This is a genomic window from Vibrio ostreicida (assembly GCF_013074385.2).
GTDB lineage: Bacteria > Pseudomonadota > Gammaproteobacteria > Enterobacterales > Vibrionaceae > Vibrio > Vibrio ostreicida.
Window position 1 is genome coordinate 104,517 of sequence record NZ_JABEYA020000007.1, and the last position, 24,937, is coordinate 129,453.

The window sequence follows — 24,937 nt, forward strand, 5'->3', positions numbered from 1 at the left end:
TTACTATCAGTAATTTACCAAGCCAATGTTGTTAATAGAATGTGTTTATTTTAACATCTGGATCACAAATACATCGATCGTTTTTTATACAAGTTTCGCTTAGTTCCAAACTTCTAATAGTGTTTAATTACTCATCAGAGGTCAAACCAGAGGGAACGAGTTTTGAAACAAAAAATAAAAGCCGCTTTACTTTGTATTTGTAGCTTAGCACTTTCGGCAACAGCCAGTCACTCAAGTGCCAGTGGTTACACACAAACAAAATACCCCATTGTCCTAGTACACGGACTGTTTGGGTTCGACACCCTTGCTGGCCTCGATTATTTCTACGGTATTCCCCAAGCCTTGACGCGAGGTGGAGCCAATGTCTACGTCGCACAAGTTTCAGCGATCAATAGTACTGAAGTTCGTGGAGAACAGTTGCTCAAGCAAGTCGAAACACTGCTCGTGGTGACCGGAGCAGACAAGGTCAATTTAGTCGGTCATAGCCATGGCGGACCCACAGCGCGTTACGTTGCATCTGTCAGCCCTCACCTCGTCGCATCAGTCACCAGTATTGGTGGAGTCAATAAAGGGTCCAAGGTGGCAGATATTGTACGGGGCACAATTCCTGAAGGATCTATTTTAGAAAAATTAGGCGTAACGCTCGCGGGGGGGTTGACGACATTAATTAACTTCTTGTCAGGTGGCAGTGATTTAGAGCAGGAAGCGCTGGCCTCTTTAGCCGCATTAACGACCGAAGGGTCTCTCTTATTCAATCAACACCACCCAGAGGGTATTCCCTCGACTGCATGTGGTGACGGAGATTGGCTCGCAGACAACGGCGTTTACTATTATTCATGGACAGGCTCCCGAACTTTCACCAACCTTCTCGATCCAACAGATGCAGCCATGACCCTTCTTGGATTAGCATTTGGTGAACCCAACGACGGCTTGGTGAGCGCTTGCAGTACCCACCTTGGGAAGGTGATCCGTGATGACTATAAGATGAATCATCTCGATGAAATTAACGGGCTGATCGGCATTCACCATTTATTCGAAACGGATCCCGTCACCCTCTACCGCCAACACGCTAATCGCCTCAAGTTACAAGGTTTATAGTATGAAAAAGACCGTACCCACTCTGATACTGTTGATCGCCGCCATCAGTGCTGGGACGGTCTATTTTTTTAACGACAATGCCGATACCAGCCCCATTTCTGTGCAAGCCAACTCCCAACAAGATACGGAGGTAGATGGTTCGTCACAAAGAGACTTTTTTGACTATACCCTGAGTAGCTTAGGGGAGCAGGAGCTCGATCAAATCAAAGCCAGAGTAGAAAAGAATGATTTTGTGACAAACGGAGTGACTTTAGATCCGGTTCTCTTCGACAGATTTTTAAAGTATAAGCAAGCACTTACGAGTCTAAACCCAATAACGACACTAAAGCTAACATACCTCGATCTGGAGCAATTTCATCAACAAATTATGGCACTGCAACAACACTATTTTTCCGAAGAACAGATTCAAATGCTGTTTGAAGAAGAAAACAGGCTAAGGCAACTGTCTATCGAGAAATTACTGATAAAAAGTGAGCATCTCGATACGCCAACCCAGTTACAAAAGTGGCGTGAAGCACTCGCAGACCAACCAGAGTACATTCAGAAAAGTGCGCGCAACAATGAGTTGTTGATAAGCTTGACCCAATCATCACAACTGGACTTGCAGCTCAAACACTTAACCCGAGTGGAACTTGTCGGAGAAGTCGTAGCTGGTCAGCTCCTCGACTTAGACAATCAGCACCAGCAGTTTTCTGCCCAGTTCGACGGCTATCTCATAGAAAGACGCACTGTTATAGCGGATCCCGCCTTAACGGATGAAGACAAAAAAGGTCACATTGACGCGTTGAGGCAACAATATTTTGCCTCTTCTCAGCAACGTCGGGTTCAAGCGCTAGAACGTATCCATGATAACGGACATTAAGCAGAGTCAACGCATGTACTTTTCAACGGTACTTTTTACAGCAATTGACGAGATGATCGTCAACCATGCCTACCGCTTGCATAAAAGCATAGCAAATCGTTTCACCAACAAACTTGAAGCCGTTCTTTTTCAGAAATCGGCTCATGGCCCTCGATTGTTCAGTGGACGTTGGCACGTCAGTCATACTTTGCCACTGGTTAATGACAGGGCGCCCGTCAACAAATTGCCACATCGCATTCGACAGGCTGCCATACTCATCTATCAAAGACAAAGCCGAGCGAGCATTATTAAACACCGACTGAATTTTGCCTTTGTGTTTTACTACATCGTAGTTAGCAATAATCACATCCGCTCGAGCTTCACCGTATTGCGCTAACCTATCTAGCTGGTAATCCTCAAATGCAACTCGATAACCCTGACGTTTTTTTAGGATAGTTAACCAACTTAATCCTGCTTGAGCGCCTTCGAGAGTAATAAATTCAAATAGAGTCCGGTCGTCGTATACTGGTACACCCCATTCTTTATCATGATATTCACGTTCAAGTTCGTGATTCATTGCCCATGCACATCGAATATCCATGATGTTCCTTCTTGTAAAGTGCCCCTGACCAAAATGCAGGGGCAAGATCATATAACGCTGAGTTAACTTGGCACTCTAACGCGGTGAAAAATACGGTACAGGACCGGTACGACTATCAGCGTAAGCACGGTCGCAAAGCCCAGTCCAAACATAATAGTCACAGCCATTGGCTTGAAAAAAATGTCTGGTAATAATGGAATCATACCCAATATCGTTGTAATGGCTGCCATGCAAACTGGACGCACACGGCTCAATGCCGCTTCGACCACGGCAACATAAGGGTCCTTGCCGGATTGCATCTCAATTTCGATTTGATCAAGCAATACTATACCATTTTTCAATAACATACCGGATAGGCTCAAAAACCCAAGTAGCGCCATAAAGCCAAAGGGAGTGTTGAGTACCAAAAGGCCAGTGGTCACACCAATGATCGCTAGTGGAACCGTCAGCCAAATAATGAGCGGCTCCTTTACGGTATTAAACAATAGCACCGTGACGAGGAACATAAATAGATAACCCATTGGCATCGTCGTAAACAAAGAAGCTTGGGCATCGCGTGATGACTCATATTCACCTCCCCATTCTAATGAATACCCTGAGGGCAACTCAATCGCCTCGATTTTGGCTTGAAGTCGTTTTTGCAATGTCGCCGCCGTCTCTTCCCCCAACAGGTCTGGGTCAGCCATAACAGTCAGCATTCGTTTCCGATTTTTGCGCACGATAATGGGGTCTTCCCAGCGCATATCGTAGCCCAGTGTCACTTGCTGCAATGGTATATATTCACTTAACGCAGGACTCCAAATCTTCATCCCTTCAATATTTCGAATATCTACACGTTCTTGTTCCGGCAATCGAGCAACTATCGGCATTAACGTGGTGCCATCACGATATACTCCAACGGATTTCCCAGAAAAAGACATCGCCAATAAATCATCAACATCCGACTTTGTGATACCGTAACGTCTGGCTTGACCTTCGTTAAACTGAGGCTCGAGTATTTTCGTTCTTTCCCGCCAATCATGACGGATGTTACTCGCCCCCGGATCCGCACTCATAATGTCTTCAACTTGTCGCGCGATGCCACGTAATATCGTCGGGTCAGAGCCAATAATCCGAGCTTCAATTTTTGCTCCACCACCTGGGCCAAGTTCTATCTGCTTAAGTTTGTATTCAATTTCAGGGAACGTTTTCTCAAGATGGACCCTAAATTTCGCCATCAAATCCGATAACTGTTTATAGTCGGTGACTCTGGTTGTGATTTCACCGTAAGCGGCATAACTTTTTTCAGGCGCATAGGTCAGCATAAAGCGTTGCAAGCCTTTACCCGCGGTGGTGGTAATATGATCGACACCTTCTTGATCTGATAACCACGCTTCCAAAGCTTTGAGCTTAGTATTCGTGGCTCTAATGTCTGTGCCTTCGGGTAACCAAATATCCGTTTGGAATATGGGCGTGGTTGAAGAGGGGAAGAACGCTTGCTTAACAAAAGCGAAACCGTAAATACTCACGATCAGACCCAATACGGAAACAGCAACAGTGAGCCAAGCTCGCTTCATACAAAATTCAAGAAATGATTTATAGATCATAAAAATCATTCCATTGTAAGGATCGTTGTTTTCACCTTGGTTTTTGAACGTCTGTCCTTTGAAGAACAAATCTGCGAAAAAAGGCGTCAGTGAAATAGCCGTGAACCAGCTGAGCATCAATGAAATGAGCAACACGCTAAACAAAGTCCCGCAATACTCACCTGTCGCATCTTCCGACAAACCAATCGGTGCAAAAGCAGTAACCGCTATAACGGTTGCACCAAGAAGTGGCCATTTGGTTTGAGTAACGATATCCGTAGCTGCCTGAATCCTTGTCCGACCTTTTTGAGTGCCTATCAGTATCCCTTCCACAATCACAATCGCATTGTCCACCAGCATCCCTAAGGCAATAACCAGCGCTCCCAATGAAATCCTCTGCAAATCGATCGCAAAATAATTCATAAAGATAAACGTGCCAAGCACAGTCAGCAGTAGAATGAGCCCTATCAATAAGCCAGAACGTAGGCCCATGAAAAACAACAAAACGATAATCACGATCGCGACAGCCTGTCCCAAGCTGACAATAAAACCACTGACGGACTTATCCACTTCTTTGGGCTGGCTGTATACTTCGGAAATACCAACGCCGACTGGCTGCTGATATTTGAGTTCTGCTAAACGCCGATCAAAGCGTTTACCCACTTCCACAACATTGACACCTTGGGCAAAAGATACGCCGACATTCAGCGCTAATTTACCATTGAATGTCACTATGTTATCCGGCACATCAACAAAACCTCGCTTAATCTGCGCAACGTCACGCAAGTAGATAAGCCCCTGAGCACCACTTTCAGTAATGATTAAATCACCCAGCTGATCAACATTTTCGAACTCTCCTGTCGGTTGAATTCGGATATATTCACTGCCCACTCGAATTGCCCCTGCATCAGAGACCACATTCTGAGTCGACAAAAGGTTAAAGACGGTCGTAGGTGACAAACCTAAACTACTAAGCCGCTTCATTGACACTTCAATGAATACTTGCTCTTGTTGCTGCCCAGATACCGATATTTTACTCACTCCATCTATTAGCTCCAGCTCTCGTCGGAGGTAATCGACATAGTCCAATAGCTCTTTATAGCTATACCCTTCTCCAGTCACAGCAAGCAAAATACCGTAAACGTCCCCAAAGTCATCAATGATTTTAGGATCATTGACACCGGGTGGTAACTGACCTTTTAGATCATTAACTTTACGGCGCAATTCATCCCAGATTTGAGGCAAATCATCCGGTCCGTAGTTATTTTTCATCGTGACGGTGATCTGAGACAAACCTCGACTAGAAATGGAGTTAACCTCATCCACATACATCAATTGCTGAATCGCTTTCTCGATGGGGTAGGTCACCTCTTCTTCTACCTGTTGAGGTGTCGCTCCAGGATAGGAGGTCACCACCATGGCATCTTTAATCGTAAAGGCTGGATCTTCGAGCTGCCCAAGACCAAAAAAGGCAGCCACGCCTCCAATAAGAAAAATAAGTGATATCATCCAACTGATGACTCGATTGCGAATAAAGTAAGCCGCAATACCTGTTATATGCTCATCTTTTTCACGTGCTGGATTATTCGATTCACTCATTGCCTATCTCCTGATCAACGACGTCCACTTTGGTTCCCTGCCTCAGTTGAGAAACCCCAGCAGTCACGACCTTTTGGTCCTGCTCAAGGCCTTCCAGAATTTGTAAATCTCGCTTTGATACTTTACCTATGGTCACTTGCTGTTTTGATACGGTATTGTCCGCCCCAAAAACCCAAACATATTTATTACGCCTATCGAGAGGATCGCCATCAGCATTAAAAACGGCTTCAATAGGCACCAAGACACCAGCTCTCATGTTAAGGCCCGCATTCTCACCCTGTGAAGTCACTTCCACTGCCATACCGTCAAGAATTAATTCCTGTTGAGGCATGGGTAACGTAAGAGTAACGGTAAAGGTCCCTGTCTTGGGATCGGGCTCGGTAGTAAACTCTTTGATAGATGCGGAGTATTGGTTTCCACTGGGCACTTTTACCAAAGCTTGAACTTGAGAAAACGTTTCTGGGTCAGGTTGATTGACATACAACCGGTCAGGGAGCTGAATAAGAACTTCAACCTCATCTAAACTATGAATATTGACCATTTGTTGGCCAACCTGAATATTTTCAAATTGTTCAACATTCACTCGTGAGATAATACCGTCAACCGGTGCCAGTAACTGAGTAAAAGACAGCCTCAATTTAGCCAACCGTAATTCTTCATAAGCAATTTGGCGGTTGGCTTCAATCTCGTCAAATTGCGACTTGGCAAGCAACCCCTTGTTTACGAGCGGCCTAGAGCGCCTGTACTGACTGTCAACAACACTAAATTTGGCCGTCGCATTATCCACATCCAGTTGGTAATCCGTTGGGTCTATTTCGGCAAGCACATCTCCCTTTTTGACCTGATCACCTTCTTTAACATTCAATTGATTGAGCTCCCCTGCAACTCTAAAGCTCAAATGAGATCGTTGTGCGGCATTGGCTACCGCAGGCAGGTAGAGGTTTTCATCCCCAATGCTAGGGCCAATTTGCTTGATTTTGACTTTGGGTAGGCCAAAGTCAACATACTGCGGCTCACCACCACAGCCCGCGAGAATTGCTGCGGCGGTGACAATGCCTAATCGTATCCACTGCGTCATATTACAATCCTCTCTCTTTGATCCATTCTCTGACTTTTATACCTGACTCAATACCGTTGACACCCGATATAATGATCCTATCGCCATCATTGATACCGCTTTCTACCTGCCGCTTTTGATTGAGTTCAATCGCTGCTTTTTCAACGATACCGTCAGGCCTAACACGCCAAACACAGAATTTTCCGTCTTCCTCGAAAATCGCAGAAGCGGGGATTTGTGTCGCGCCACTAGAGTCAACCTTGACATCGACTTGCCCTACCATACCGGGCAAAATACCAACATCACTTGGCCGCTCCATCACCATAGTGACCTTGTAGGAGCCCGTTTTTGGATCCGCTTCTGTATCTATTTCCTGAAAGGAGAGCTCATACCGCTGTGCCGGGAAGGCATCAAATTTCATGGTCGCGGTGAGGTTAATGCCGCTAGCGAAACGATTCAGTAAATGGTCAGGAAGTTGGAACACAATTTTCAATAACTGATTGGTTTGAATATTCATCACACCTTGCTTGGCTGCAATGAACTCGAAATTCTCTGCCGGAATAATAGAGATGGTGCCATTGTAAGGGGCGACAAGTCGGGTATAGCGCAATTGCGCGCTGGCTTGCTCCAATGTTGCTTTGGCGGAATTGTGATTCGCCTTCGCTTGGTCATAATCTTGCTCGGAGACGACTTTGTCATCGCGCAGCTTTTTATAACGTTGAAATTGCACATCTGCCAAACGAAACTGAGCTTGAGCCTGCTTCTCCAACAAAGAGTATTCGTCAGGATTCAGTGACGCCAGCACATCGCCTTTACTCACCGCTTGTCCTGCAAGGACATCAATAGATTGAAGCTGGCCAGGAACACGAAACGCCAGCACCGCTTTATCTCCCGCTTCAGATGTCGCTGGAAATTGCCTTTCAAATTGGGTATTACCCACTGTCACGGTAAACAGTTTTGCTGGTCTGGAGTCGGGTTCGGGGACAGGAGGAAGCGCCTCACCACAACCATTGAGGCCAATGGCGATGGTGAGAAGTGCGAAAGTTTTGTGCATGTCAATCATCCGTTTGTCACTGGTAGCTACAAAGATAGATGAATGATGGCGTCACTGCCAGAAGGATACCAGTGAATTGTTATGAAAATTAATCATTTGCTAACATTAATCCCCTACAAGCACTGAAGGATAATGGTCACCACTAAGTTATAAATTTTTGAACGCTTTATCGACTTTAAACGTTTCAGAAGTGACATAAGCTTCCAGTCCACGAACCTTATATTCAAGCGTATCGAAGTCTTTTTCTATCGTATCCAACAAGGCTTCAGGCGTCTGTCCTTGTTGCCAAGGCTTACTTTTGAGCTTATGTTCTTGCTCTGACTTGATCGATTCCACGTAATTAGCGGGTTGTTTTTCCAACATCAACGTCATTGCAATATAAGCAAGTAAAACAAGGAAGCTCCCCCCCAGTAAAGCAGCGGAGATGACTAGAATTCTAATCAACCAAACCTCGGTTCCAAAATAATTGGCGATACCAGCACACACACCCGTGATTTTTCCATTTACGGGATCTCGATACAATTCACGCCTATTCATAGCGACGTCTCCAGTTGGGCGTTTCTTCATCTAAGATCCGTTCTAGGGTGTCCACTCGCTTTTTCATGTGCTCTGCTTTTTCTGACAGGTCTTTCAACCGTTGAAAGTCATCCTCGGTCAATCCTCCGGCGGTTTTCTTTTTACTTCGGTAATGAAGCAGCAACCACAAGGGGGCAACAAAGATCAAAAAGACAATCAAAGGCCCTGCAATAAAAAACGACGACATAAGCGACTCCTAAAGGCAATACAGTTTAAGCCTCAACTCTGCCTTAAACTGTTATAAATTCAAATAATTAAAGTAATGCATTCAAAAAATAATTAAAGAAGGTTTTGGTGAATCTACTCACGCGCCCATTCTTTCTCCGTTATTTTTTTTCTTTCATTTTGTTTTTGAGATTTTCGAGTTCTTTTTCAATGTCGTCCTGAGCTCTGAGCTCCGCAAACTCTTGATCGAGCGATTTACTGTTGCCGCTCTGAGAATAAACCTCCGCTTCCGCTTCAAGTTCATCAATTTTTCGGGAATATTGATCAAACTTTGCCATGGCTTCCGATGCTCTTGCCGTATGAAGGTGTTTCTGAACATCTCGACGACTAGAAGCGGTTTGCGAACGAATGGCTAAGGCTTGTTGCTTTGCACGGGTTTCGGCAATTTTACTCTCCAACTTGCCTATCTCTCCCGTCAGCTTTTCAATGGTCTCATCCACCAACGTTTGCTCCGTTCGAAGGCTCTTCAACACATCCTGTAACTTCTGTTTTTCAATCAAAGCCGCGCGAGCAAGCTCTTCACGCTGCTTAGTCAAAGCGAGTGTTGCTTTTTCCTGCCACTGGTTACTTTGCTCTGCGAGTGTCTCAATTTTTCGTAGTAATTCTTTCTTATCAGCAATCGCTTTGGCGGAATTGGTTCGAACTTCAACCAATGTATCTTCCATCTCTTGAATAATGAGGCGGATCATTTTTTCGGGGTCTTCCGCTTTATCGAGTAGTGCGCTTATATTGGAATTTACAATATCGGCGAAACGAGAAAAAATACCCATAATTTGGCTCCTTCAACTGTGCTCAAACGTCATTGATGACTTGGTTAAATCAAATATTTTAGTGTCCATGATGGACATATTATCAAGATGCATGCCAGATTTTATTATCATAAAAAACAATGATTTAAATAAAAAAAATCTACAGCCGTTGCATTGAGTAACGTTTTTTACTAACAATAGGTAAATTTGACCACATGGAACGACGGGAATGCAACAAAACCTTATCGGCGAGTCCCCTGCTTTTCTTACAGTACTGGATAAAGTCTCAAAACTGGCGGTCATCAACCGCCCCGTTCTTATTATTGGTGAACGTGGCACAGGCAAAGAACTGATTGCCCAACGAATACACTATCTGTCGAAACGATGGGACCAGCCGCTTATCTCACTCAATTGTTCAACTCTGAGTGAAGGTCTGATTGATTCAGAGCTGTTTGGACATGAGCAGGGAGCGTTCACTGGGTCGAAAGGAAGGCACAAAGGCCGATTTGAGCGTGCCGAAGGTGGCACATTATTTCTCGATGAACTGGCCACAGCCCCACTCCTGGTTCAGGAGAAACTGCTAAGAGTTATCGAATATGGGCAGTACGAACGAGTGGGCGGTCATCAACTTCTCAATGCCGATGTACGATTAGTCTGCGCCACCAACGCCAACCTTGTCGACATGGCAAAATATGGTCAATTCAGGCCAGACTTACTGGATCGACTCGCTTTTGATGTGCTCCACCTTCCCCCACTTCGAGAGCGACAAGAAGACATTCTTCAACTCGCCGAATATTACGCAATAAAAATGTGTCGCGAACTCAACTACGACTATTTTGTTGGTTTCTCACCGAGCGCAGAGCAAGCAATGCAACATCATCAGTGGCCGGGTAATGTCAGGGAGCTCAAAAACGTGGTTGAACGAGCGGTATACCAGCATGGTCAAGGCCAGCAACCGATTGAGCACCTGATTTTCGACCCTTTTTCCAATCAATGGTCAGCCCCAAGTGAAACAACCCAAGAGAATATTACGTCTCTTTCTGCCCCTCTTAGCCAGATTGAATTTCCCATCGATTATAAAGCTTGGCAGGAAAACCAAGACATTGCCTTACTCAACGTTGTGCTTGAGAAAAGCAAATTTAACCAACGCAAAGCAGCCGAGATGCTTGGATTGAGCTATCATCAGCTTAGGGGAATGATCAGAAAATACGACCTGTCTAAGGTTTGTTGACGACGCCGACCCTAAGCCGCTAATAGATGTCATAAAAAGCGTAAAGTAATCATGGTAAACCACTGAGATATTGAGGCATAATCTACCACTCTGTTATGCGTTGTCTCTGGCAATTGTTCGTTCTATGAAAGCATTCTTCAAACTGACATTAAGTATCTTTGGCATCACCTTGCTTGCAGGCTGTGGTGAAAAGCTAGATCACAATAAAATTCGCCAGAATGGCTTTGTCTATTGTGGGCAGGCCGGTCCCATCAGTTTTAACCCTCAACTGGTCGAGAGCGGCATTTCTTCAGAGACACTCAGCCCTCAAATCTTCGATACGCTTCTGACTCTCGATTCAGAAAACTTTAAACCGACACCAAACCTTGCAAAAAGTTGGTCAGTTAATGATGAAGGCACAGAGTATACATTTAACCTGCGTGATGATGTCGAGTTTCAGACCACCCATTGGTTTACCCCGTCTCGACCAATGAATGCACGTGATGTCGTTTTCAGCTTTCGGCGCATTATTGACCCCTCCAATGCTTTCCATTATGTCGGTAGTGGTCTTTATCCTTGGTTCAGTGGGATCGACATTCAAAATTTGCTTATCGATGTCCAAGAGATGTCTGAATATCAAGTTCGGTTTAGGTTGAGCCGTCCGGACAACACGTTTTTGCCCAACATTGCCACCAGTCATGCCGTTATCCACTCTGCCGAATACGCAGCGTCTCTTTCAGAAACGGACCAAAAAGAAAGGCTAGATACTCACCCAGTCGGCAGTGGCCCTTTCTATCTAGCTGATTATCAGGTCAATGATTTAATCCGGCTAAAACGTCATGACCGTTACTGGAAGACCCACCCCAAAATGAAGCAAGTGGTGTTTGATATATCACATCGCGGTACAGGCACCTTGGCCAAACTACTGCGCAATGAATGTGATGTGTTAAATTCTCCGCTTTCAAGTCAGATTCCGATCATACGAGAGCACAGTGATATCACGCTAATGGCTAAGCCGGCGATGAATATTTCGTTTATCGCGGTCAATACGACGCATCCGGCACTCAAGGACGCACGTGTCCGCAAAGCGCTCAATTACGCCATCAATCGGCAAAATATTCTCGATTCGGTCTACTATGGAACAGGCACACTCGCCTACTCTGTTTTGCCGCCTAGCTCGTGGGCCTACCTCAAAGACAGTGTCCAAATTCGATACGATAGAAATTACGCGATAGCCCTTATGAAAGAAGCAGGATTCGCAAACGGCCTAAAGCTAACGATGTCAGTATCGCTTGAGCCACGAGCCTATAACCCCAGCCCACGTAAAACCGCCGAACTCATCCAGGCGAATTTGGCAGACATCGGAATTACCTTAACCTTACTGACCGATGATAGGTATGACCGGACCAACGTCGCCAACAATGCCAATATAGATATGTATCTGACAGGCTGGGTGGCCAATACCGGAGATCCGGATAACTTCCTAAGGCCCCTACTCTCCTGTGATTCGAAACGCGTGGGCCTCAATGTTTCAGGTTGGTGTAACTCAGATTTTGATTTCCTTCTTGATTTAGCGTTGGAGGTGGATAAACCGCGTTACCGACTTAACTTATATAAACAGGCCCAAAATATCTTAAACGAAGAGTTTCCCGTTATCCCTCTCAGCCATGGAATGCAATTCCAAGCTTATGACAATTCATTGCAGGGGTTTAAGGTCAACCCATTTAATGTGCAACCTTTTGATACTGTAGAGAGAGTGGAATAATGTTTCTTTACACACTGAAAAGGATCAATCTGTTTATCATCACTCTGCTGATGTTAACACTGGTCGGCTTTTGTCTCCTTAGGTTAGATCCCAGTTATCCTTGGGCTTCGCAAAACTTTTGGGTCGGTTGGAGTACCTACATCGTTGAGTTGACGCATTTAAATTTCGGCCTCAACAAGAGCGGTGTCCCCATTTCATCTGAACTGGCACTGGTATTCCCTGCGACGCTTGAACTTTGCCTTATCGCCTTCCTTATCTCTTTAATGGTGGGGATTCCAATCGGAACGCTGGCGGGAATGAAACAAGGTAAGTGGATTGATACCGCCATCTCCTTTACATCGATGTCGGGGTATTCCGCCCCCATATTCTGGGTGGCCTTACTGATGATTATGGCGTTTTCGCTTCACTTTGAGATGTTTCCTGTCGCAGGGCGCTATGATCTACTTTACGACATCGAACACATGACTGGCTTTGCCATCATTGACGCCTTTCTTGCTCAAGGCCAATACCGAGCCCACGCTCTGCAAAGTGTCCTAGAACACCTGATACTTCCTTGTTTAGTGCTGGCTTTAGCCCCAACAACCCAAGTGATCGGTTTGATGCGTTCTTCCGTCGCTGAAGTCATGAGTCAGAACTATGTCCGAGCGTCGAGAATCAAAGGCCTTGCTACACATGAAATTGTAACCCAGCATGTGCTGAGAAACGCCATTCCCCCGATCATCCCAAAAATTGGTGTACAGCTTTCCAGTATGCTTACTTTAGCCATCATCACAGAATCAATATTTAATTGGCCAGGGATAGGACGATGGTTGTTAGATGCGTTGTCCAACCAAGATTACGCCTCTATTCAAGCAGGGGTGATTGTTGTGGCGACATTAGTGTTAACCGCCAATATTCTTTCCGATTTGCTCGGTGCAATGGTCAATCCTTTAGTAAGGAAAGAGTGGTATGCTAAGCGATAATATCTATCAAGAAGAAAAGATTCCAACCCAGTTTGAACGATTCTGGCGCAGTTACCGAGAAAATAGCTTGGCGATGTTCGGACTCTGGTGCCTACTGTTTATTATTTTTATCACTTTGACCTCACCTTGGTTAGTCCCTCATGATCCTCAAGCACAGACGGGTGAGTTGTTAGTCCCTCCTTCTTGGGATCCACAAGGTACAATCGACTATTTTCTAGGAACCGATGATTTGGGCCGTGATATTTTATCGCGATTAATTGTTGGTTCCCAATTAACCTTTGGCGCCGCCGCCATTATTACGGTTATCGCAACAGCCTGCGGTTGCCTCATAGGTATTGTTGCCGGAATGACAAGAGGTTTTATATCAAGCCTTTTGAATCACCTTCTCGATACCGTCATGTCAATACCTTCATTATTGTTGGCCATTATCTTCGTGGCCTTTCTTGGCTTTGGTGAATTCAATATCTTGCTTGCTATCTGCCTTGCCCTTATCCCTAGGCTTGTCCGGTCTGTTTATATTGCTGTTCACACTGAAGTAGAGAAAGATTACATCATGGCCGCGCGCCTTGATGGCGCCAATGACTTTTATTTGTTGTGGAATTCGATTTTGCCCAATATTCTGGTCGTGATTGCGTCTGAAGTTACGTTGGCTTTATCTATCGCCATTCTTGATATTACAGCATTAGGGTTTCTTGGCCTCGGCGCTCAAGCTCCCAGTACTGAGTGGGGAGCCATTATCGGCGATTCTGTTGAGCTTATCTATCTGGCGCCTTGGACTGTCACACTGCCAGGTCTTGCCATTATGTTTGTCGTCATCACAATTAATTTGGTTGGCGAAGGCGTTCGTCAAGCGCTCAATGCGGGGATCGAATAATGCCGTTACTAGATATTCGTCATTTGACGATCGAAATTGAGACGCCTCAAGGGTTGATGAAAGCGGTCGACCGCATGAGCCTCACGATGAATGAGGGTGAAATCCGTGGTTTAGTCGGAGAATCTGGCTCAGGGAAAAGCCTAGTTGCCAAAGCCATTGTCGGAGTATGTAAAGACAATTGGAAAGTGACTGCGGATAGAATGCGCTTAGGTTCGATCGATTTACTGCAGCTGACCCCAAAAGAACGCAGAAAAGTCATTGCACGGGATATTGCGATGATTTTTCAAGAGCCCTCTACCTGCCTCGATCCTTCCGAGCAAGTGGGTAAACAGCTCATCGAGTCAGTTCCTTCCCGTTCTTTTCAAGGGAAATGGTGGCAACGCTACAAATGGCCACGAAAACAGGCGATCGCTTTACTGCACAAAGTCGGTATTAAAAACCACGAACGGATCATGTCTAGCTACCCTTATGAGCTTACCGATGGAGAATGCCAAAAAATCATGATCGCCATGGCCATCGCGGCCAAGCCTAAGTTACTTATTGCCGACGAACCAACCAACGATCTTGATCCCATTACTCAGTCACAAATTTTGCGTCTACTCAGCCGTATGAATCAGATCAATAACACCTCAATCCTGCTGATTGGGCACGATCTGACAACGATTACTCAATGGGCCAATAGAATTACCGTTATGTACTGTGGGCAGTCTGTCGAGTCCGCCGACACACACAAAATCTTGGACACACCAAAACACCCTTATACTGTCGCATTACTTCAAGCGATGCCAGATTTCAGCAGGCAAATTCCGCACAAAGAAAAACTTCAGTCCTTACCCGGTAGTATCCCACCTTTGCAACATTTACCCATCGGGTGTCGCTTGGGCCCACGTTGTCCTCATGCCCGCCGCCAATGCGTCGAAATGCCCTTGACCAAACAGGTAAAGAATCATAAGTTCGCCTGCCATTTCCCAATGAATATGGAGAAGAAAAACGCATGAGTTCTCTACTGGAAGTCAGTCAACTGAGCAAAACCTTCGTCACGCGTTCCGGCCTATTCAAAAAGCAAGTACAACACGCTGTTAAGCCGATAGATTTTCAGCTCGAAGCTGGAAAAACGCTTGGATTGATTGGACAAAATGGGTCGGGTAAATCGACGTTAGCACGCATGCTAGCTGGCATGATCGAACCGACGTCTGGTGAAATTCGTGTTAATGGGGAACGACTGGAGCATAAGGATTATTCGACTCGCTGTAAGCTGATAAGGATGATCTTTCAAGATCCCAATACATCTCTCAACCCTCGCCTACAAATAGGCCGTATCCTAGAAGGTCCCTTAAAACGCAATACCAACATGACTTATGAAGCACGTATGAAACGAGTCAAAGACGTCCTTCTGAGGGTCGGGTTATTGCCAGAACATGCCTATTTCTATCCTCAAATGTTAGCGGCGGGCCAAAAGCAACGTATTTGTCTTGCTCGTGCATTAATTTTACAACCTTCGATTATTGTTGCGGACGAAGCATTAAACGGACTCGACATGGCAATGCGTTCACAGATTATTAATCTATTCTTAGAATTACAGGAAGAAATGGGCGTCTCTTTTATATATGTGTCTCAGCACCTCGGGGTGATGAAGCACATCACTGACACCGTGATGGTCATGCACGATGGTGAAGTCGTTGAAGCGGGAGACACACAGCAAATATTAACGTGTCCAGACCACACCATCACCCAGCGAATGGTCGAAAGTCATTTTAACAAAGCAACCTGTTTCAAGTAACCCAGACGATAACAGCAGGAAACTTTCATGCTAAGAATAGTCACTGGCTTAGTATTAGTGATTCTGAATACGCAATATTGTTTCGCTTATACAACGGTCAAGACCTGGCTAGACCCTGATTTTGTCCGGCAGGCTTTTCTCGATGTCGCATTGAAAAATGAATACTCACACGGTAATAAACCCTTAGTGAAATGGACCCAACCAATAAAAATATGGGTCGAGCACAAAGTCGCCGATCAAAGCCTTCATGACGAATTGACCAATGCACATATACGCGATCTTTCTGCAATCACCAACCACTCGATAGAACGTGTTACCAGCCGGAATCAAGCCAATATCGTATGGATTTATACTCGTGAGTCAGATTGGATGGCTGATATTCAACGTGAAATCGGTAAGAGCGCCGTTCAAAATGCCCAAGGCGCTTTGTGTAAAGCGGGGTACAGAATCAATGCCACTACCCATGCTATCGACTCCGCAGCGATCATTATACCTGTCGATCAGGCTAGGGAACACGGTAAATTGCTCGCGTGTATTGTCGAGGAGATCACTCAAGTGATGGGCTTGCCCAATGATACAGAAACAGCCTACCCCTCTATTTTTAACGATGAAACGCCCGAAGATCTGCTTTCTCCACTCGACGTCGTGTTGCTGCAAATGCTTTATGAACCATCACTTAAACCTGGGATGGGTAAAGCGCAAGTGAAAGAAGCGACCGAGGCTATACTCAAGCGTTACCAACGCCAAGGCGTACTTAAGCAGGCGGTCGCCGTTTCCAAATCAACCGAACTGTTCCAACTTACTGGTTACTAAGAGGGCCTAGCGTTTCGCCTCTTGTTTTTTTAATTCAGATTCAAACTCGTCAGGGTAAAGAACAACCCCTTCTTCGTTTTGATTAGGAAACACCACGACAGCCAGTTCGTCATCTTCAAGGCCATAGGTCCATCGGCTAAACCATTTCGCCGTCGAAATAGATTCAGCACGACAATGAGCCCAACCTTCTGTCGCCCACTGATTCGCAAATTCCTCATTGGGCCAGACAGGAATGCAATCTTCATCTTCTGTGTTGAGCATAACGCAACCATGCTCATCGGTGAGAATCCACACCTGTTTGTTTTTAACCATCTCTTTAATGGTATAACTGAAGCGTTCATCTTCACGCATGTTTAAAATGGTATCGATCTGCTGCTGTGAAAGGGATTGTGTCATCTGCTTATTCCTCAACGAAAGAAAACGCCCAGAGGCAAGCTTTGGGCGTTGGTGTTGGAAAATCTTGGCTTAAGAAAGCTCTGCCTGTAACCAAGGCCAGCCCTGCTTCTTACGGCTTAGCGTATTTTCCATCATCAGCATGCCATCTTGCTCATGCGACATTAGTTTATCGGCCCACTCACCTTTGTATAATAGACGAGTTTGTGCCGTTGTAATGTCAGTCAGCATAACCGCTGCAAAGGCCAAACCCTGCTCTGTACACCGACGTTCAAGATCCGCTTCCAATGCTTCTATCATACCATCAACTTGTTCGAGAGTGGCCAATTCAACCTGCCCGACCACAACGTCACGACCATTGAAAGGGTAACCTTTAAGATCTTTTTCCACTAACTCATCAGCCGATAAACCCTCAATATTGGTTTTCGCAATCAACAAGTCTTTGATGAAGCTATCGACATCGCACACATCTGCAATATTCGCCAATTCTGCAACGGCATCTCTGTCTTTCTGAGTACAAGTCGGCGATGCAAAGCCCACAGTATCTGACAAGATCGCCGACATCATCAGTTTTGCGATCTGCGGTGTGATTGGGTGCCCTTCAATTTTGAACATATTGAACAAGACAGTATTAGTACAGCCAACAGGCCAAATCCAAGCTTCCATCGGGTTGACCGTCATTACATCACCCAAGCGGTGATGATCAACAATGCCCAAAATTTCGGCTTGTGCCACATCATCTGGTGCTTGCGCCAAATCTGAATAGTCAACCAACCAAATCTTTTCACCCGCTACGGACGTACGAAGTTCGGGAACCTCAGCATTCGCCACTTCAAGAATATGTTGGGTTTCACGATTAATCTCACCTTGACGAATTGGCATTGCTTCTTCGCCACGTGCTTTTAGTAACTCAGTGGCAACTAATGCGCTACAAATACTATCACTATCAGGGTTCTTGTGACCTACAACTAGAATCATCTTTTTTCCTATACGACTTAAATAGGCCCGAATTTTGGGCAATTACTCACAAAGGCGAATACTTTACCTGAAATTTCAAATTTGTCATTGGTTAGCCAAAATAAAAGCCCCAGTGACAAGTTTTTGGTTGCAAATTATATTATCTGAATTATATTGATAATAATTCGTATTTGCATCAAAGATACAATGGACTCGATCAGACTCTCTCGGACAATATTAGGCTGGTTTTCTTTTTCTCAGTTCAAGCCTGCTTACAAAAGACTGCTTTTACCCATTAGCTTACTTGCTTTGGTGCTAAACCCGACCACCCGCGCACTAACTGTCACCACACTTTCTGATGCGTTTTGGGCAGTCTCGACCTATGTTGCTTTTACATTAGCGATCTACCACTACTTATCGCTATGGATGAACAAAGAAACCAAACTCGTGAAGTTGTATCAGACTTCACGCAACCATCAAGTCTTGTTCGCTGCCTTGTTAGGAGCGTTACCTGGATGCGGCGGCGCTATTATTGTCACTACGCAATTTATCAGCGGACGTGTTGGCTTTGGTGCGATAGTTGCGGTACTCACCTCGACCATGGGTGATGCAGCCTTTTTGTTATTGGCCAGTCAGCCCGATATCGGATTGGCCGTCATTGCCATTGGTATTTTGGTCGGGAGCCTATCTGGTCTTGTTGTCAATGCGATCCACCGCGATGATTTTCTTCGCCCGAAGACCACATCCCCTGTCGATGCGCCATTTCCAAGAGACTCAGAGAGCCATCGACAATGCTCTTTTCTGGAGAGAAAAGCCATTAATGTTCAAGGCGAATTTTGGAAATGGATCATTATTCCCGCAACCATAATTGCGGTATTGGGCTCATTTCAAATCGACATTAACGCGCTCATTGATTTACCCGCAATGAGTATGGAATGGTTAGGCACAGGGCTTATCATTGTCAGCATGCTGTTGTGGTCTCTAACCCAAGAGATTAAAGATTATGAGTCGACCGTTTCAGAAGACTCGAAAACAATGTCTTCACATCCACTTCAAAAAGCGGCTCAAGATACCAATTTCGTCACCGCATGGGTTATCCTTGCTTTTATGGTGTTTGAGCTGATCACCTTTTTTGCTCAAATCGAACTCTCTGAAGCCTTTTCCGGCTGGGGGGGATGGATGCCACTCATAGGTTTAGCGATAGGCTTACTTCCTGGCTGCGGCCCTCAGATACTGGTAACCAGCTTATACATTTCCGGTGCCGTCCCACTTTCAGCACAATTGTCCAATGCCATTTCAAACGATGGAGACGCCCTGTTCCCGGCCATTGCATTGGCCCCCAAAGCCGCGTTGGCCGCTACTATTTACTCAGCGATTCCAGCCCTATTTGTCGGTTATGGGTACTATTTTTTGTTTGAGATATAAAAACGGCCCTACAACACTACTTATTGATGTGTCTTAAGCATCTTATACTGGTGGTGGTTAAACTAGAAAAACAAAGGTTATTTTCATCATCGTGAATAATTTGCAGATAATTGTCGTTGTTCAGCCCCACGACGTGAGCTTCGGCGTCAATAGGCGTTGAGTTTTCCAATGACTCGCCTCTTACTTGAAAATTACCTATTTTCATAATGTTATTAATATAGATATTGAAATCAAAAATAATGAAGATTTTCTTCTCACCATCATTAATGTTACGCGTGGTGATAGAGGGAGAAAAGGAAAGTTTATCTAGTGATAACGTGTGGTAGTCCCGAAAGTTCACCACGTCACCGTTGGCCTTAAAGTACAGATTATTGCTAAACAAGAGGGAGTCGGGATCCGATTTTATAAACTCAGGTGTCGCAGCACGTTCGAGTAAAAATACAATCGAAGAAGTCATCACCACCAAGGTGACGGCAATCATTAACAATCTGCTATCGACAGATTTCATTCATACTGTCCTCTAGAAAATAAATATTTTCCTCAGCGGTAAATGTGAGATTTTTCACTCGACTCTCCCCTGTTTCTTCGTGATGGTAGATACATGAAAGGTAGATATCATGAGGGGTGACTGAAAGCATCACCGCGGTGATCGGTGCCGTCGTGTTATTCTTTTTAAACTGAGCGATAAACTTGTACAATTTTTCTGTCTTTGGGTTATCAGCGTAGGTAAAAGTGATATTTCCTACTTTTTGCTCAACCCAGTGATTGAGGGTCAGTCGATTTTTTAAGCTGACGTTGTGGACGATACTCACCAGCTGAGCGGATGCTATCAACAACAACAAAACCGCAAGTATGCGCGTCACCGTCGGCCGAAACTGGTTTTTCTTTGACTCGGGGCGATCATAGCCCAAAGCGACAACGTCACTTGGGGCCTCTAGACTGGTTAGGTTGATCAGTTGAACCACATCCTTAAGTATCAGATAACCGCCGTTTGGCACGGTGCGTATGTATTTTTGATCTTTCCCATTGTCGCCAAGCGCCAATCTGATTTTAGCAATACTTTGAGTGAGGCTGGATTCTGAGACAATACGTCCACTCCAAGCTTGCTCTAGCAACATTTTCTTCGATACAACTTCGCCGCTATTCTCAACCAAGATCTCAAGAACACGGCAATCTGGTCTTTTCAACCTTTTTGTTGTGTGCGTAGAAAGGTTAACCAGTTGATCCCGTTCAAGAGGGTTAAGCCGCCATCTATTTGATCCCATTTGGTCACACTCACCTACCACCACCGCCTCCTTTGGCAAGTAAACTTGCTACTGTCTGCCAAAGAGTATAGTCAACTCTCTATCAGTTTTCATTTAATGCCATAATTATCAATAATATAAATATAGGGTCGACCAAACCAATGCGCTACAAAGCGTCAACGAAAAATAGGGAGTGACCTTAAACCGCTTACTCGACCTAACTGAGTACCTTGAACGATCAAGCACCCTTTTGCTGGTAATACTTTTAATTCTGACGCCGTCTCTACATCTGTGACCCACAACGTCATATTTTGCTGTTCGCAGGTTCGAATTAAAAAACGCATCACTTCGTACGACACGCTATCTTTAACACTTTTGCTTATGTAGTCACCACTCACCTTGAAGTATGAGAAAGGCAGCTTACATAATTCCGATAGATTCCCATATCCATCACCAAGTACCTCAGTCGCAAATTCAACGCCAAGAGCCCTAAGTTTATTCATCATTTCCGTTACATTAGCCGTTATCACTGTACCTGTAGGGATAGACAGGAGTAACACTAAGGATACCCCGAGTCCCCTCATCTCTTGTGTGATTGAGGAAAAGTCATCATAGAAGGCGTCAAAGCTCAAATCGTTAATTGAAATAGGCAAAGAGAGGCAAGCCTCTTTGATTTCTGCGCCTTCTCTACTCAGACTTTTCAGCATTTCCATCGTCAACTTGTAGTTTAGTCGCGGCGTCTTCGACACTATTTCCCGAATAGAAGCATTGCTATAGCTAGGCAACGCAGGCCACTTCCAATCCATTGACCACAACACCACATTGCTCTGGTTGAGACCCGACTTAACTGGCTGACCATTCCAAGAGAATGCGGGATGCATAACACTCAATCCGTTCTTTAAGGATTCCGTGACTTTCCTTAGAGTAAGGTGATCTTGATAAGCTGATTCTTCATGAGGGTAGTAGTGCGTGGTGGTACGTTGAGCTTGCTTCAAACCAAACTTAAGCCTCCGAAGTAACCCTTGATCTTTTTGAGAAAATTGCTTGTTTGAGAAGGTGATACTCGTTAACGAGTAGTCCAGAACACGACCCGACTCCTTCACATCAATCGATTGAGGTAGTGCCATTTCTACACGCTCTTTTTGCGCACTTTGCTGTTGCTGCGTCCAGGGTTCGGCCTGGCTAAACACCAAAATATGGTATTTGTCTTCCAATAAACCCATGAGATAAGGCGACAACTCAGAGGACAATTGACTATGAATCCTTTTTTTAATATCCGTTTGGGTTGCGATATTGAGATGTTCGTAATATTCCGCGCAGCCGCCCACACAAACAGCAAATACATTGAAGTAGGCATCATCATCGACTGATATATTCGTCAGTTTGCTTTTGATGTAATCGTAGTTGGGCAACGCACTGTCTTTGCTGAAAAATGGCGCAAGGGAGAGTCGTTTCTTTTCCTTTTGTAACTGCTTTAATACTTGGCTATGTAATTGTGTTACCGATGCAGAGCGCAAGTAAAAGTAGATCGATGGTATCGCAGCAGACAAAAAGGTGAACGCCAAGACTATGAGATTCGTCCCGCCTAAAGTCATATCTAATCACCTATAGTTAGTCAACGTTAGCGATTCGCTTCCTTCCGCCAGCATTGAATAAGAAGTAAACATTGGCCACCCATTTTATCGACGTTATCCTTCATTTCAGGCCGTGGTTTAACGTCAGCGAGCGCACTATCCAGCGCGCTCCGTCGTTGCAATTGTACAGCAAAAAAATGTGACATTAGTGCCATTTTTAAATGTAAAAGGTGACAATTGAGTCAATTAATCACTAATGAGAAATCCTGAAAATTTCTCCTAACGATAGAGCGCCCTTCTCGAATAATGCCAGTCAAAAAATAGGTTAATCACTCTAATTAAAGAGGAAAATCGTATTAAAAACACAAACGAGAATTTCATGAAAATTATATTAACCTACTGATTATATGAAATTAATTAACTCTCACACAAAACCTTCCTCTTGATAGGGCACAGACGAAAGATCATAAGAGTTAATTGGCATGTAAAGGCAGAATCTAGGAAATTACTCCCCTCATTTCATAGATTTTAAAAAGTACTAGGCAATGATTAAAAATTCTCTAACCGCACCATTGCGTATCGCTGTTTTCGTCATCGAAGGGTTCGCTATGACCTCGGTTTCTGGTCCGATAGAATGCCTACTCTCAGCCTCTCAATTGGCGGGAATGCCTAAGCCAAAAATTGACTATGTCTCACCGACAAATTCAACCGTGTATTCCTCCAGTGGTTTGCCCATTGTCCCGACCACTGAGTTAGCCTTAATCAGTCAAAGCGATGTCGTTGTGATCAGTTCTTGTGGCGATCCACAGGCAAGGCTTTGGGAAATCGACAATCATCATAAAACTCATCTCAGAAGACTTTGTCTGTCGGCTCATGTGATCGCCTCCTGTTCGGGAAGTTTTGTCCTCGGACATATTGATGCTCTAAAGGTGGCCACCACCCATTGGTTGTATACCAATTTTTTCAGAGCTCAGTTCCCCAATATAAAACTGATGCCTCAAGAGCCCATTACCCGTGACAATAATGTCATTTGCGTATCTGGGACGAACAATTTTATGAGGGCGACCATGCTGATCGTTGATGAGATATTTGGTCGGTTTCAAAGGCAAAAGTGTGAAGAGTTGATCTCCAGTACGATTGACGACATCCAACAAGCATGTTTATCAAATAGGATCGACTATCGCCAACACAATGATAACGTCATTCACACTCTTCAGAACTGGATGCATGCGGCGAATCCGATGCAACTATCGGTCGCGATTTGTGCTGAAAAATGTCACCTAAGTGAAAGACAGATGAAACGACGTTTTAAGGCTGCAGTGGGTGAGCCTCCGATGAGTTATATTCAGCGCATCAAACTCGCCACAGCAAGAGATAAGTTAGACCGTACCAAGTTGACCATTGAACAAATCAGTTACCAAATTGGCTATTCAGACCCAAACCACTTTAGAGAGTTGTTCAAAAAGTTCTTTGCTATGACACCCACTGAATATCGTAAATCAGCGCAAGCATTCTAAACCGGTTGGGTATGAAAAAGGGAGCTACCCATGCGCTAACGCGAGTCGTTCAAATGTTAGCGACAAGGGCCATAGAAATACATCACTGAGTGATACGCTCACCTCGTTTTCTTGAATTACATCGCTCAACGAAACATAAGATTATTGCAAGGACAAACAGGACATAACCAATCCACATTTATGCCATCTAGTGCTTTTGAGATTGTATTTTGTTAATAATATCAATATATATAGACGCACCTTGTCCATATCCAAAACGTACTCACTAAAGAGCGTTTCTAGTCTGGGGGACTCAAGTACATCATGTGGAATTTTGATCCGCTCGCCCGATATCAGCTCCAACACATACCTGATGGCCATCAACGCAAACTAAAAACACCCGAAGCAAACGTGTTGGAGTTACTGCTGGTAAATGAAGGAAATGTCGTCAGTAAAGAATCTTTGATCAAAGCAGGCTGGGGTACGCGTCCAGTTTCTAGTTCAAGCCTACCTCAAGCGATTGCGCAACTTCGTTTAGCGCTGGGTGATAATGGTCGTCAACAGAATGTGATAAAGACTTACCCTAAATCAGGCTATATGGTGCTCCCCAAACAAATCACAATGCAGCTGACATCTTTACCCACCTTCACCAAAAGTGAAAAGAAACCCTTACCCCAAAGAAGCACATTTCCTCTCTTTTGGGTGAAAAAGGCCAACCACACTCTGCTGATGGCTATCGTGTTACTGATGATATTACTGGTGGTACAAGACGTTTATCGTGACAACGACCCCTCATCAAGGCTCTCATATTACCAATTCGATAAAGGACACATGATTTCAGATAATCACCCACAAAGTCTCATTCTTTTCGAACAACTCAAAAATCGTCGACATAGGAAGATCCAGACCCTGTTTATTTTTAACAAAGTACAGAAAACGGCTGTGACCTGTTATGTTCTCTCTCCTTCTCACGATACTATCGAAATGAAGACACTCTATTACGACCATCAAGAGCATTGGCTTCCTGTGATCACAAACATCAACCAGCAGTGCCAAATCCCTTAGCTGGATGTTCAATC

The 24,937-nt window shown here is 44.7% G+C and carries 24 protein-coding genes; 12 read left to right on the top strand and 12 right to left on the bottom strand.

The annotated features are described in order from the left end of the window. Positions 1 to 174: 174 nt before the first annotated feature. Together HLM86_RS11930 and HLM86_RS11935 are read left to right on the top strand one after the other, a co-directional pair. On the top strand, positions 175 to 1,098 hold the full coding sequence (locus tag HLM86_RS11930) for an esterase/lipase family protein (protein WP_076587568.1): 924 nt from the start codon (positions 175 to 177) through the stop codon (positions 1,096 to 1,098). Between the two features lies 1 nt (position 1,099). Beyond that, a complete protein-coding gene (locus HLM86_RS11935; RefSeq protein WP_170882919.1) occupies positions 1,100 to 1,960 on the top strand; it encodes a lipase secretion chaperone in 861 nt (286 codons plus the stop codon). Positions 1,961 to 1,982: 22 nt separating this feature from the next. Here HLM86_RS11935 and HLM86_RS11940 read toward each other — a convergent pair whose 3' ends face one another. From HLM86_RS11940 to pspA, 7 genes are all read right to left on the bottom strand, one after another. Then, positions 1,983 to 2,540: a DNA-3-methyladenine glycosylase I gene (locus HLM86_RS11940; protein WP_076586932.1), complete on the bottom strand. Its 558-nt coding sequence runs from the start codon at positions 2,538 to 2,540 to the stop codon at positions 1,983 to 1,985. Between the two features lie 62 nt (positions 2,541 to 2,602). Next, entirely contained in the window at positions 2,603 to 5,704 is a 3,102-nt protein-coding gene (locus HLM86_RS11945; protein WP_170882920.1) for an efflux RND transporter permease subunit, read from the bottom strand. Further along, the gene (locus HLM86_RS11950; RefSeq protein ID WP_170882922.1) at positions 5,697 to 6,782 is read right to left on the bottom strand and encodes an efflux RND transporter periplasmic adaptor subunit; all 1,086 of its coding nucleotides are present in this window, start codon (positions 6,780 to 6,782) and stop codon (positions 5,697 to 5,699) included. Before HLM86_RS11950 ends, HLM86_RS11945 begins: the two co-directional genes overlap by 8 nt. A gap of 1 nt (position 6,783) precedes the next feature. Beyond that, on the bottom strand, positions 6,784 to 7,815 hold the full coding sequence (locus tag HLM86_RS11955; RefSeq protein WP_170882924.1) for an efflux RND transporter periplasmic adaptor subunit: 1,032 nt from the start codon (positions 7,813 to 7,815) through the stop codon (positions 6,784 to 6,786). A gap of 147 nt (positions 7,816 to 7,962) precedes the next feature. Continuing rightward, positions 7,963 to 8,382: an envelope stress response membrane protein PspC gene (gene pspC / locus HLM86_RS11960; RefSeq protein ID WP_170882926.1), complete on the bottom strand. Its 420-nt coding sequence runs from the start codon at positions 8,380 to 8,382 to the stop codon at positions 7,963 to 7,965. Next, the gene (gene pspB, locus HLM86_RS11965; RefSeq protein ID WP_076586946.1) at positions 8,345 to 8,578 is read right to left on the bottom strand and encodes an envelope stress response membrane protein PspB; all 234 of its coding nucleotides are present in this window, start codon (positions 8,576 to 8,578) and stop codon (positions 8,345 to 8,347) included. The genes pspC and pspB overlap by 38 nt, the downstream gene beginning before the upstream one ends. Positions 8,579 to 8,717: 139 nt before the next feature. Then, entirely contained in the window at positions 8,718 to 9,386 is a 669-nt protein-coding gene (pspA, locus tag HLM86_RS11970) for a phage shock protein PspA (protein ID WP_076586949.1), read from the bottom strand. Positions 9,387 to 9,594: 208 nt separating this feature from the next. Here pspA and pspF point away from each other — a divergent pair, with 208 nt between their 5' ends. The 7 genes from pspF to HLM86_RS12005 all read left to right on the top strand — a co-directional run bounded on the left by pspF (position 9,595) and on the right by HLM86_RS12005 (position 16,769). After that, on the top strand, positions 9,595 to 10,596 hold the full coding sequence (pspF, locus tag HLM86_RS11975; protein WP_076586952.1) for a phage shock protein operon transcriptional activator: 1,002 nt from the start codon (positions 9,595 to 9,597) through the stop codon (positions 10,594 to 10,596). A 124-nt stretch (positions 10,597 to 10,720) separates the two neighbouring features. Beyond that, complete coding sequence (locus tag HLM86_RS11980) at positions 10,721 to 12,340, top strand: ABC transporter substrate-binding protein (protein WP_170882929.1); 1,620 nt, start codon at positions 10,721 to 10,723, stop codon at positions 12,338 to 12,340. Then, complete coding sequence (locus HLM86_RS11985; RefSeq protein ID WP_170882931.1) at positions 12,340 to 13,302, top strand: ABC transporter permease; 963 nt, start codon at positions 12,340 to 12,342, stop codon at positions 13,300 to 13,302. Before HLM86_RS11980 ends, HLM86_RS11985 begins: the two co-directional genes overlap by 1 nt. After that, positions 13,289 to 14,176: an ABC transporter permease subunit gene (locus HLM86_RS11990; RefSeq protein ID WP_076586956.1), complete on the top strand. Its 888-nt coding sequence runs from the start codon at positions 13,289 to 13,291 to the stop codon at positions 14,174 to 14,176. The genes HLM86_RS11985 and HLM86_RS11990 overlap by 14 nt, the downstream gene beginning before the upstream one ends. Beyond that, on the top strand, positions 14,176 to 15,174 hold the full coding sequence (locus HLM86_RS11995) for a peptide ABC transporter ATP-binding protein (RefSeq protein WP_170882941.1): 999 nt from the start codon (positions 14,176 to 14,178) through the stop codon (positions 15,172 to 15,174). The genes HLM86_RS11990 and HLM86_RS11995 overlap by 1 nt, the downstream gene beginning before the upstream one ends. Continuing rightward, a complete protein-coding gene (locus HLM86_RS12000) occupies positions 15,171 to 15,956 on the top strand; it encodes a peptide ABC transporter ATP-binding protein (protein ID WP_076586961.1) in 786 nt (261 codons plus the stop codon). Before HLM86_RS11995 ends, HLM86_RS12000 begins: the two co-directional genes overlap by 4 nt. A 27-nt stretch (positions 15,957 to 15,983) precedes the next feature. Then, positions 15,984 to 16,769, top strand: coding sequence for a DUF2927 domain-containing protein (locus tag HLM86_RS12005; protein ID WP_076586963.1), 786 nt, complete (start codon positions 15,984 to 15,986; stop codon positions 16,767 to 16,769). 6 nt (positions 16,770 to 16,775) lie between these two features. On the opposite strand, the gene HLM86_RS12010 is transcribed toward HLM86_RS12005, so the two are convergent. Next, a complete protein-coding gene (locus HLM86_RS12010) occupies positions 16,776 to 17,165 on the bottom strand; it encodes a DUF2750 domain-containing protein (RefSeq protein ID WP_076586967.1) in 390 nt (129 codons plus the stop codon). 69 nt (positions 17,166 to 17,234) lie between these two features. Then, entirely contained in the window at positions 17,235 to 18,140 is a 906-nt protein-coding gene (locus tag HLM86_RS12015; protein WP_076586969.1) for a manganese-dependent inorganic pyrophosphatase, read from the bottom strand. Positions 18,141 to 18,326: 186 nt separating this feature from the next. Between HLM86_RS12015 and HLM86_RS12020 the strand changes: the two genes are divergently transcribed. Beyond that, the gene (locus HLM86_RS12020) at positions 18,327 to 19,544 is read left to right on the top strand and encodes a putative manganese transporter (RefSeq protein WP_170882943.1); all 1,218 of its coding nucleotides are present in this window, start codon (positions 18,327 to 18,329) and stop codon (positions 19,542 to 19,544) included. Positions 19,545 to 19,560: 16 nt separating this feature from the next. Here the strand turns inward: HLM86_RS12020 and HLM86_RS12025 are convergent, their stop codons facing one another. The 3 genes from HLM86_RS12025 to HLM86_RS12035 all read right to left on the bottom strand — a co-directional run bounded on the left by HLM86_RS12025 (position 19,561) and on the right by HLM86_RS12035 (position 22,383). Then, positions 19,561 to 20,052, bottom strand: coding sequence for a hypothetical protein (locus HLM86_RS12025; protein WP_076586973.1), 492 nt, complete (start codon positions 20,050 to 20,052; stop codon positions 19,561 to 19,563). Beyond that, on the bottom strand, positions 20,036 to 20,830 hold the full coding sequence (locus HLM86_RS12030) for a winged helix-turn-helix domain-containing protein (RefSeq protein WP_076586975.1): 795 nt from the start codon (positions 20,828 to 20,830) through the stop codon (positions 20,036 to 20,038). Before HLM86_RS12030 ends, HLM86_RS12025 begins: the two co-directional genes overlap by 17 nt. A 134-nt stretch (positions 20,831 to 20,964) precedes the next feature. Further along, positions 20,965 to 22,383 carry an EAL domain-containing protein gene (locus HLM86_RS12035; protein WP_170882944.1) on the bottom strand — a complete coding sequence of 473 codons (1,419 nt, stop codon included), beginning with the start codon at positions 22,381 to 22,383 and terminating at the stop codon, positions 20,965 to 20,967. A gap of 524 nt (positions 22,384 to 22,907) precedes the next feature. Between HLM86_RS12035 and HLM86_RS12040 the strand changes: the two genes are divergently transcribed. Next, positions 22,908 to 23,879: a GlxA family transcriptional regulator gene (locus HLM86_RS12040; RefSeq protein WP_076586979.1), complete on the top strand. Its 972-nt coding sequence runs from the start codon at positions 22,908 to 22,910 to the stop codon at positions 23,877 to 23,879. A 303-nt stretch (positions 23,880 to 24,182) separates the two neighbouring features. Continuing rightward, positions 24,183 to 24,923: a winged helix-turn-helix domain-containing protein gene (locus tag HLM86_RS12045; protein ID WP_076586981.1), complete on the top strand. Its 741-nt coding sequence runs from the start codon at positions 24,183 to 24,185 to the stop codon at positions 24,921 to 24,923. Positions 24,924 to 24,937: the final 14 nt, after the last annotated feature.

Coding starts and splice junctions, on each gene's coding strand:
- HLM86_RS12045 (WP_076586981.1), top strand. CDS start 24,183: ATGTGGAATTTTGATCCGCTCGCCCGATATCAGCTCCAACACATACCT.
- HLM86_RS11985 (WP_170882931.1), top strand. CDS start 12,340: ATGTTTCTTTACACACTGAAAAGGATCAATCTGTTTATCATCACTCTG.
- pspB (WP_076586946.1), bottom strand. CDS start 8,578: ATGTCGTCGTTTTTTATTGCAGGGCCTTTGATTGTCTTTTTGATCTTT.
- HLM86_RS12010 (WP_076586967.1), bottom strand. CDS start 17,165: ATGACACAATCCCTTTCACAGCAGCAGATCGATACCATTTTAAACATG.
- HLM86_RS12025 (WP_076586973.1), bottom strand. CDS start 20,052: ATGAAATCTGTCGATAGCAGATTGTTAATGATTGCCGTCACCTTGGTG.
- HLM86_RS11980 (WP_170882929.1), top strand. CDS start 10,721: ATGAAAGCATTCTTCAAACTGACATTAAGTATCTTTGGCATCACCTTG.
- HLM86_RS11995 (WP_170882941.1), top strand. CDS start 14,176: ATGCCGTTACTAGATATTCGTCATTTGACGATCGAAATTGAGACGCCT.
- HLM86_RS12040 (WP_076586979.1), top strand. CDS start 22,908: ATGATTAAAAATTCTCTAACCGCACCATTGCGTATCGCTGTTTTCGTC.
- pspF (WP_076586952.1), top strand. CDS start 9,595: ATGCAACAAAACCTTATCGGCGAGTCCCCTGCTTTTCTTACAGTACTG.
- HLM86_RS12005 (WP_076586963.1), top strand. CDS start 15,984: ATGCTAAGAATAGTCACTGGCTTAGTATTAGTGATTCTGAATACGCAA.
- HLM86_RS12035 (WP_170882944.1), bottom strand. CDS start 22,383: ATGACTTTAGGCGGGACGAATCTCATAGTCTTGGCGTTCACCTTTTTG.
- HLM86_RS12020 (WP_170882943.1), top strand. CDS start 18,327: ATGGACTCGATCAGACTCTCTCGGACAATATTAGGCTGGTTTTCTTTT.
- HLM86_RS11955 (WP_170882924.1), bottom strand. CDS start 7,815: ATGCACAAAACTTTCGCACTTCTCACCATCGCCATTGGCCTCAATGGT.
- HLM86_RS11940 (WP_076586932.1), bottom strand. CDS start 2,540: ATGGATATTCGATGTGCATGGGCAATGAATCACGAACTTGAACGTGAA.
- HLM86_RS11945 (WP_170882920.1), bottom strand. CDS start 5,704: ATGAGTGAATCGAATAATCCAGCACGTGAAAAAGATGAGCATATAACA.
- pspC (WP_170882926.1), bottom strand. CDS start 8,382: ATGAAGAAACGCCCAACTGGAGACGTCGCTATGAATAGGCGTGAATTG.
- HLM86_RS11935 (WP_170882919.1), top strand. CDS start 1,100: ATGAAAAAGACCGTACCCACTCTGATACTGTTGATCGCCGCCATCAGT.
- HLM86_RS11990 (WP_076586956.1), top strand. CDS start 13,289: ATGCTAAGCGATAATATCTATCAAGAAGAAAAGATTCCAACCCAGTTT.
- HLM86_RS12015 (WP_076586969.1), bottom strand. CDS start 18,140: ATGATTCTAGTTGTAGGTCACAAGAACCCTGATAGTGATAGTATTTGT.
- HLM86_RS11950 (WP_170882922.1), bottom strand. CDS start 6,782: ATGACGCAGTGGATACGATTAGGCATTGTCACCGCCGCAGCAATTCTC.
- pspA (WP_076586949.1), bottom strand. CDS start 9,386: ATGGGTATTTTTTCTCGTTTCGCCGATATTGTAAATTCCAATATAAGC.
- HLM86_RS12000 (WP_076586961.1), top strand. CDS start 15,171: ATGAGTTCTCTACTGGAAGTCAGTCAACTGAGCAAAACCTTCGTCACG.